This window comes from Psychromonas sp. SP041, assembly GCF_000470315.2.
Classification (GTDB): domain Bacteria; phylum Pseudomonadota; class Gammaproteobacteria; order Enterobacterales; family Psychromonadaceae; genus Psychromonas.
This window is the reverse complement of record NZ_CBRF02000007.1, coordinates 137289-145710: the sequence shown is the minus strand read 5'-3', so window position 1 is coordinate 145710 and position 8422 is coordinate 137289. Positions and strand designations below refer to the sequence as shown.

General features: G+C 37.4%; 8 protein-coding genes and 1 pseudogene. 1 reads left to right on the top strand and 8 read right to left on the bottom strand.

Translation table 11 applies throughout. The features are described 5' to 3' along the window. Window positions 1-158 precede the first annotated feature (158 nt). Window positions 159-1152, top strand: a pseudogene (locus tag SP041_RS06000) (integron integrase). A gap of 314 nt (window positions 1153-1466) precedes the next feature. On the opposite strand, the gene SP041_RS05995 reads toward SP041_RS06000, so the two are convergent. The 8 genes from SP041_RS05995 to SP041_RS05960 form a co-directional block, all read right to left on the bottom strand. Beyond that, window positions 1467-1871 (bottom strand): hypothetical protein, encoded by a 405-nt coding sequence (locus SP041_RS05995; protein ID WP_025565765.1) that lies wholly within the window; start codon window positions 1869-1871, stop codon window positions 1467-1469. A gap of 550 nt (window positions 1872-2421) precedes the next feature. Further along, on the bottom strand, window positions 2422-2748 hold the full coding sequence (locus SP041_RS05990; RefSeq protein WP_025565766.1) for a hypothetical protein: 327 nt from the start codon (window positions 2746-2748) through the stop codon (window positions 2422-2424). Between the two features lie 705 nt (window positions 2749-3453). Then, on the bottom strand, window positions 3454-3936 hold the full coding sequence (locus SP041_RS05985; protein ID WP_037050133.1) for a nuclear transport factor 2 family protein: 483 nt from the start codon (window positions 3934-3936) through the stop codon (window positions 3454-3456). Between the two features lie 239 nt (window positions 3937-4175). Beyond that, window positions 4176-5441: an MSMEG_0569 family flavin-dependent oxidoreductase gene (locus tag SP041_RS05980; protein WP_025565768.1), complete on the bottom strand. Its 1266-nt coding sequence runs from the start codon at window positions 5439-5441 to the stop codon at window positions 4176-4178. A 14-nt stretch (window positions 5442-5455) separates the two neighbouring features. Next, window positions 5456-5743: an MSMEG_0570 family nitrogen starvation response protein gene (locus SP041_RS05975; RefSeq protein ID WP_025565769.1), complete on the bottom strand. Its 288-nt coding sequence runs from the start codon at window positions 5741-5743 to the stop codon at window positions 5456-5458. Window positions 5744-5753: 10 nt separating this feature from the next. Continuing rightward, window positions 5754-6785, bottom strand: coding sequence for a sll0787 family AIR synthase-like protein (locus tag SP041_RS05970; RefSeq protein ID WP_025565770.1), 1032 nt, complete (start codon window positions 6783-6785; stop codon window positions 5754-5756). After that, on the bottom strand, window positions 6782-7321 hold the full coding sequence (locus tag SP041_RS05965; protein ID WP_025565772.1) for an MSMEG_0567/Sll0786 family nitrogen starvation N-acetyltransferase: 540 nt from the start codon (window positions 7319-7321) through the stop codon (window positions 6782-6784). The genes SP041_RS05970 and SP041_RS05965 overlap by 4 nt, the downstream gene beginning before the upstream one ends. A gap of 10 nt (window positions 7322-7331) precedes the next feature. Next, window positions 7332-8420 carry an MSMEG_0568 family radical SAM protein gene (locus SP041_RS05960; protein ID WP_037050136.1) on the bottom strand — a complete coding sequence of 363 codons (1089 nt, stop codon included), beginning with the start codon at window positions 8418-8420 and terminating at the stop codon, window positions 7332-7334. Between the last annotated feature and the right edge of the window lie 2 nt (window positions 8421-8422).

Here is an 8422-nt window from a genome sequence, read left to right as displayed (position 1 = left end):
GTAGTTTAGGTTGGTAACTTCTTTGAGAATGCCTTTTAGTTTATTGTTGATCATAGCTACACCTTGAATTTCAAAGTAATGATAACTAAATATTAAACCATCAACACCAAACTACAACAGAGCCATATAAGAACATATGAATTAAGTAAGGAGCAAATATGAAATCTCCATTTTTGTCAGCAGTTACTGAAAATATGCGCATGAAGTTTTATGCAGAAAAAACAATTAAAGCTTATGTATATTGGATAAAGTCTTATATTTACTTTAATAATAAAAAACACCCATTTGATTGCCATGATAAAGAAGTAGAGTCTTTCCTTTCTCATCTAGCGAATACAAAAAAAGTCGCACCACCTTTTTATTCTAAGATAATGTCAAGCCTTAGCCCTAAATGCATTAGTTTATTTATATCGAGATTTTTTAGATAAACCATTAACTTTGACGCTTAAGTTTAAAAAAACGAATACACAACCCAAACTACCGATTGTGCTGACACCCGAAGAAGTTTCGGTTTTGCTAGCAGAGATTCCGGTATCAATCTCACTCCCTTGTTATTTATTATACGGGAGTGGGTTGAGGCTAATGGAGGCTGTTAAATTACGAATACAAGATATTGACTTTGATTACCTCTCAATTAATATTTGGCATGCTAAAGGAGGTAAACATCGCAGAGTAACACTTGCTCCTGAACTTAAGGGTGTTTTACAAGATCAAATAGCTAAAGTTCATTTGTATTATCAGGAAGATATACAACGGGCTGATTATAAAGGAGTTTATTTACCTTATGCATTAGCAGGTAAATACCCGAATGCGGCTAAAGAATTCAAGTGGCATTACCTATTTCCTTCGTCCCTGCTATCGATTGAACCAGGAACTAAAAACCTAAGACGTCACCATATACATGAAACAAATATTCAAAAAACAATAAAAAAGACGGCACAAAAATTGAACTTTAGTAAGCAAGTTACCCCTCATACATTACGCCATTCATTTGCAACTCATTTATTACAAAGGGGAGCAGACATTCGAACTGTACAAGAGCAATTAGGCCATACAGATATCCGTACCACACAAATCTACACTCATGTATTACATGCGGGTGCAAATTGTGTAAGAAGTCCGCTATCAGATTTAATGATTGATAGAAAATAAAGTAAGTGGAGAGTAATTGCTATGTTAACAATATTATTTAAAGGCATTAGAACCTTAGAAATAAGAAACTTAATAATATAACTAACTCGCTATGCCCCTTTCCAAGATAGAACTAAAAATTAATAAGGTCACCTGTGTGGCTTAGTTGTCTCTCAGGATAAGGAAGATCTGTATCTTCTGAAACGCTGTAAATAGACCAAAAAATTATTAATTCTAATGTCTGCTATGTCGGAGCAGCTGACATTAGATATTTCAAAATAACACATAAACCCTATGTCGCTTTGTGCCCCTTTCCGACTTAGAAAGCAGATTTTCTATACACGGCCGATGATGAAGTTATTATCAAAATTCATTTTCTTCAATATTCCTTCTAACTCATTAATATCTTCTTTTTCTACACGCCTCATATCAAGAACATATTTATTTTCTTCATCAGAGATTTCAACAATATCATCTCCTAGCGCCACGCTTTTTAGACGAAAGCTATCTTCAATGTTTTTGAATGAAACAGATACACCACGCTCATAATCTTCTAGAAAACTCTCATAACTTGGTGTCCTCATAAGGATGAGACTTTCTATGTCACCAGGATCTGAATCATAAACTGCAAATGATAAAATCAAGTCGATACCATCGTCTTCGATATTAATAAAACTGACATTTTCCATCGCTCGTATTTCACTTATCTCTTGTTTTAAATTATGGCTAAAGGTTAGCATCACAGATGGCAAAAAAAAGAGAGACAGACAAGCCTTTTGCATAAATTCAGAAAAAAGGTTGAATGTACACCATCTCCACCACGTATGGGGGGAGTAAATTTTGATTCAGAAACAAAGGGACAAGACTAAGAAAACTAACTCGCTAACGGCACCATAGCGGCTTACAAAACTAAAAATTTGTGTTCATAATTATGCTTTGCTTTCGGACAAAAGCGAGCGTTATTTTTCTTTCCATGATGATGAAAAAAAATTCAGTAAAGACGCTTTAATATTCACTTCGCATGTTAAAGCTAACTCGGCTTTGCCCCATTTTCAGTTATTGCATCTGATCATTCACAAGCTATCTGTGGTGGTATGCCCGGCTAAAAAATATCCGAATTTTCTCTAATGTGTTTCGTAAATTATCTATGCCACATTGTGTTTTAAGTTAGATTTTCTGTACGATATTTGGTTTGGTATTTGACTTACTTTTTCTCATGACAAAAACTCTAGCTATGTGCCCAGTTTATTCACCTGCTACATATACCACATTGGTCTTAATACAATACACTTACTTTAGCTTATCAAGCGTGCCTCTGATTTTTGATAACATTTCCTTATCCGAACTGATATGGGAGTCTTTTATTACGATAGTTTTTTCTGATTCAAATACAGTTCTAATTTCATTCTCAATTTTATCAATAGTAGCATTTAATATAATGAGATCTTTTTCAACTTGATCTTTTATTGCTTTTACGCTGCTTAATCCATTATGTAAGTGAGGAAATAGCTCATTAATTTTGAACTTGATTTCGCTTTGGTTACCTTTAATTAGTGAATAGTCACCCTTTAGGAACTTATCACTAGAGCTAACCATTTCATTAATGACGAGATTCATAACATCCTCCTTAGACATAAAGTGCTCAGTTGTCTATTAGGATGAGTTAACCTGTATCTTCTGAAACGCTGTAAATAGACCAAAAAATTATTAATTCTAATGTCTGTTATGTCGGAACAGCTGACATTAGATATTTCAAAATAACACATAAACCCTATGTCGCTTTGTGCCCCTTTCCGACTTAGAAGCTATGTATTTATGCCCCAAAAACCCGAACCACAACAACTTGATAACGGTTTCAAAAAGCAAAGCCTTGTTTGAGAGGACGCTTTGCAATATTCAAAAGGTGAAAATAATTTAAATTTATCACTAGCTAAATCTGTGTATTTATTAATTGGCTTTTTGTTAGCTGAAATATTTTCACTTAGCAACACTAACTTCTTCGCAAGAATACTGAGTTAATTAAGTAGAAAGGTCGTTGAGGACTAGCTTTGTTAATTTAAAAGTGTTGAAACTCTAAATAAGATAAATAAGATGACCAATGCTTACTTAATGCTTACTTAATTCTTACTTAACTCTTACTTAATTCAATGGAAACTGTAATAAAAAATCTTTATCTGAGAAAGGTCAAAAGGTACGTCATACTTAGCTACTCTCACCTTTCTCAATTAATTAAATTAATTGTTGCGCATTGTTCTTACCGAATCACATCGACTCTTAATTTATGTCACTAAGAGTCGTCTAATCAATGGAAGTTTATAGGTTTTACAAGCCTAAATCCGATAAGCTTGGGTAATCTAAAGGACGCACTCCATCTTTCCATAATAGTTTTCGTTCAGACTCGTCTATTTTAAGGTCGTTAATGCTGGCATAACGTTCTTCCATTAGTCCTTTCTCACTAAATTGCCAATTCTCGTTGCCATACGACCTAAACCATTGCCCTGATTTATCTTGCCATTCATATGCAAATCTAACGGCAATTCTGTTGTTTTTTACAGCCCATAATTCTTTAATTAATTTATAGTGTTGCTCTTTTTCCCATTTTTGGGTTAAAAGCGTAATAATTTCTTGTCTTCCCGTTATAAATTCATTTCGATTACGCCACTTACTATTTAGTGTATAAGCTGTAGCAACCACTTCTGGATCCTTGGTATTCCATGCATTTTCTGCTTTACGTACCTTCTCAATCGCTTCTTCTTCAGTAAAGTTAGGTATTGGGTATCTCGTTTCTTCAAGTGTAATGTTCATATAATCCTCTTTTGGTAGTCATTATAAATTGACTGATATCCCCTAATGAATACCAAGTATTTAATTATTTGGACAAATCCATTTTTGCAGAAAGAATGTAAAAAACACACTTCCTGTAATGAAAGTGTGCAAGTTAATGTTTGAATACATGGTGGCTATAGGAACTTAGGTGCTTAGCTGCTTAAATGCTTAGCCGTTATGCACTTCAAAATTGAATCTGCCCTATTATTTCAGAGCCTTTAGCTTTTCAATATTTCATTTTTTATAAAGTGTGCGTCTTTCCCTACGTGAAAAAAACGTCCAGAACCCCATGTGTTCATCCAATTTAAACCTAAAAAGTACAATCCTTCTACTGGGCTAACACCGCGTTTTTCTAGTGGTAGTCCTCGGTCATCAAACGCAGGTAATTTAACCCAATCGAAATTCATTCTAAAACCTGTCGCCCAAATAACAGTGCTTATTTTACTTGTGTTCATATCAAGTGTTGCTGGCGTGTCAGGCAGGTAGGTTGAATGAATATTATCGTCTGCAGGTGCTTCAATGTTGTTGTGTTGAATGTATTCTTCAATTTTATCGGTAATACGTTTTGCTGAGTCGTCTGCGTTTGTTAAATGTTTTGACAAGTCGTCTAAAAAGTTTGCGACACCGTTATTTACTTCGCCTAATTGGCCATAAAGTTTCATGCCTTGTTCAGCAAATATGCGTAGGTTTAAATCGCGGCCGCCATCTCGACCAGTGACGTAGTGGTTTGTTGAATGTGGTGCATTTTCACCATCTGGGTGCTTGTCAATGGTTGTGTCGTAGTAGCCCATGTCTTCAAGCCATTGCACAACGTCTTTACCGCGGTAACGTCTGTTTACGCGCGGGGCATTACCGACACAAAGGTGAACGTTTCGCCCTTGTAGGTGAATGTCTTCTGCTATTTGTGCCCCACTTTGGCCTGTACCTACTACCATGATGTCGCCAGCGGGTAGTGATTCTGCATTTTTATAATCACGTGAATGAATATGTTTTATTTTTTCAGGCATATTTTGTGCTGACGGTAAAATAAAGGCTTGGTGGTAGCTACCACAGGCAAGTACTACTTTATCAGCGGTGTAATGGTTTTTGATACCATTACAGTCTGTTGTCACATGGAATATGCTGTCTACTTTTGTAATTGAATCAACAACGCTGTTAAACACGACTGGCGGCTTAAAAGAATCAAAATAAGACTGTAAGTAATTAATTATTTCATCTTTAACCATAAAGCCATCTGGATCGTCGCCTTGATAATGATGACCTGGCAGTTGGCATTGCCAATTTGGGGTAACTAAACAAAATTCATCCCAACGTTCATTTTTCCAGTTATATGCAATTTCACTATTCTTTTCAATAACTAAGTGAGAGATGTTGTCTTGTTTTAAATGGTAACTCATTGACATACCTGCCTGCCCTGAGCCGACAACAATAACAGTATAATGCGTTGAGCTAGACGAAAGTGAGTTTGTGGTTGAATGTGTCATTGTTAGCCTATTTTTTAATTAAAAACGGTAACGTAAACTTTACCGTTTTTGTGTGTGTTAATGAGTTGGTTATATTTACGTTCGATTTTTGACTTTTCGTCGCTTGCGGCAGAGCAATAAAAACCATACGTGCTTTTAACGCGCTCGGATGCAGCGTCTAATGCTTGATCAACAGTGAGCTTAAATTTGCTAAGGTCATACTCAATACCTAATGATAAGTAATTGTGAATAACCGTAGATGGGGAGTAATAGCTTACTATTTCGCCGTCAGGCCAATTTACGGTAAAGTTTACTGCTGGCATATGTAGATCCTTAAAGAGGCGCTTTACCCATACAGGTAAGCTGTTCGTGGTTTATATCCCAAAATTCAGATGATGAATGTTGGGTTTGAATATGAATTTTTCCGCTGTGATTAAACGTACCGACTTCAACACAACTAAGGTGGCTGTTAGCAAAGTATTTATTTAATTCAGCTACTTTTTCTGGGCGAACGGCAAGTAAGAAACCAAAGCTTTGAAAGGCTCTAAGCCAACGTATGTCGTGTGGATTTTCTGGCGCGGGAATGGTGTCTATATTTATGTTTACGCCGCATTTGGTTAGCTCTATCATCATGATTAGCGTCCCCATAATGCCGCCGTTACTAATATCTTTCGCGGCAATAGCGAGGTCTTTTTCAGCAAGGTCTGCTGGAATGCCCCACTGCGCTTGAATTTGTTCGTCTGTTTTACCTTGTACACAGCCCCAATAAGGTAAGTTGCCATGCCAGCTTCCAGTAAGGTCTGACAATATAAAAAGCTTGTCTTCGGGTTGTATGTGGTAACACGATAAGAGTTTTTCAGCATAACCAGTGATGGCGACCGCTAAATTAGGATGCATTGATGCATTAATACTGCTGTGGCCTCCTGAGAACTGAACACCGAACGTAGTACACGCACGCTTTATATGAAAAATTAACGTTTCACTTTGCGCTATGTCGTTATGCCAAAAAGCATTGGCAATGGCGGTTGGTCTTCCCCCCATGGCGGCAATATCACTTACATTCGCCATTACCGATGACCAGCCAGCAGCTCTTGGGTCTTTTTTTACAAAATCAGGCAGCATGCCTTCCATTGCTAATAGCTGATAGCCGCTTCCTGCTTTAAATGCCGCGCAATCATCGCCGGGTAATGCATAAAGTTGTTCAATATTTTCAGCATGTTTACTTTCTTTATAAGCATGTGAGGCCGCTATTTTTATTGCTCTTTTAGCTTCTATTTCAGGCAATGCTTTTAAGCTACGGCATAGTGACTCAAGCTCACCTTCAGGTTCAATATTTGCTTCATAAATAGTCTGACAATGATTCATTGCAGATCCCTCGTCATAAAGGGATACATGTCTAAGTTAGCTTCCATGTGCACATGAGGTTTGCCCGCTACCTCTATTGAACCGAGTGTTTTCCAGTGTACGGATTTAAAATACTTTTCATTTTGAGGCTGCACCGTTGCTAGAAACGTTTGACAACCAAGATCTTTAGCACGAGATACCGCTTCGTTAATAAGCGCTTTGCCAATATTTTGATAACCGCGATAAGTACGCGCAACGCAAAGTCGACCGCCATACCATGTGTTGTCGGCGTCAGAGATTTTATAAATACGCACCGCGCCTGCGATTTCTTCACCAATTGACCAATTAGACGCTAACGCAATAATAGGAATAGCTTCAAAGTCTTTTGTATCTTTCTCTTTTCCCGTCAATATTGTTTGTTCTTGCGTAAATGTTTTATTACGTAATTGAAAATATTCCTGCTTTTCCCATGGAGAAGTCGCGACCTTTACTTGAATATGTTGCGAACGAAAACTTGGAAATACATCATTAATTACCGCAAATTTAGCTTTAGCCATGGTATTACTCCTATTCGTAACTTTTCATTGATGAGCATGCACCACATTTAGCACAGCCAGCTTTTAATGAATCAGAGGTCATCATTTTGTCTTTCAAAATCGGGCCTAAGGTAGAAAAAATACGTTTCAGCATTTCAGGATCAGGCATGGGATGATTTTCTAACGGCGTGCCTGCAACAGGCGTAAATGGCACAACAAACGGGTAAACGCCTAGGTCGATTAACATAGTGCTTACTGAAATGATTTCTTCTTCTGTATCGCCAAGCCCTGCCAGTATGTAGGTACTTACATTACCCCGGCCAAACACTTTTACTGCCGCTTTATAAGCGGATATATAACGCGACATTGGCACGCTGGCTTTGCCGGGCATAATAGCTTCACGTACTCGTTGGCTCACGGCTTCTAGGTGCATACCGATGGCGTCAACGCCTACGTCTTTTAGTGCTTGAAACCAAAAATCATCTTCAGGTGGCTCACATTGCACCTGTAAAGGAATATCAACCGCAGCTTTAACGGCTGTCGCACTTTCCAGTAACATTTTTGCGCCACGATCTTTTAAATTAGGAGTACCGGTGGTCATTATCATTTGCGTAATACCGTCGAGTTCAATGGCGGCTTTGACTACTTCAACTAATTGCTCCGGCTTTTTATGGGCGATAGTCGCGCCACTTTTTAGTGATTCTTCAATAGCGCAAAATTGACATGAAGTATCTCTATTACCGTAGCGTACACATTTTTGAAAGACGGTTGTCGCTAATACATTTTTACTGTGTAAGGTGGCTATTTTTGAGTAAGGTATGCCTTCTTTTGTTTTCAATTTATAAAAATTAGGTTGCGCAGGTATGGTTGCTTTATCCACTAACGTGTCATTTTCATAAATTAAAACGTGATCTTTATTTTCACTATAGGTTGCTGAATAATTTGATTTTTTAACTTGGTCATTAAAAATCGGCACCATGGTAGTTTGCTCTGCAAAATTAAATGCTTTGTGATCGGTTGGCCCTGCACCACCTTTGCGATTTAGGTCATATTCATCCATATCAAACCAACGTATACCAAGCGTTTGAAGGTCGGTAAGTTGTTGCTTATTCAACCCCATAA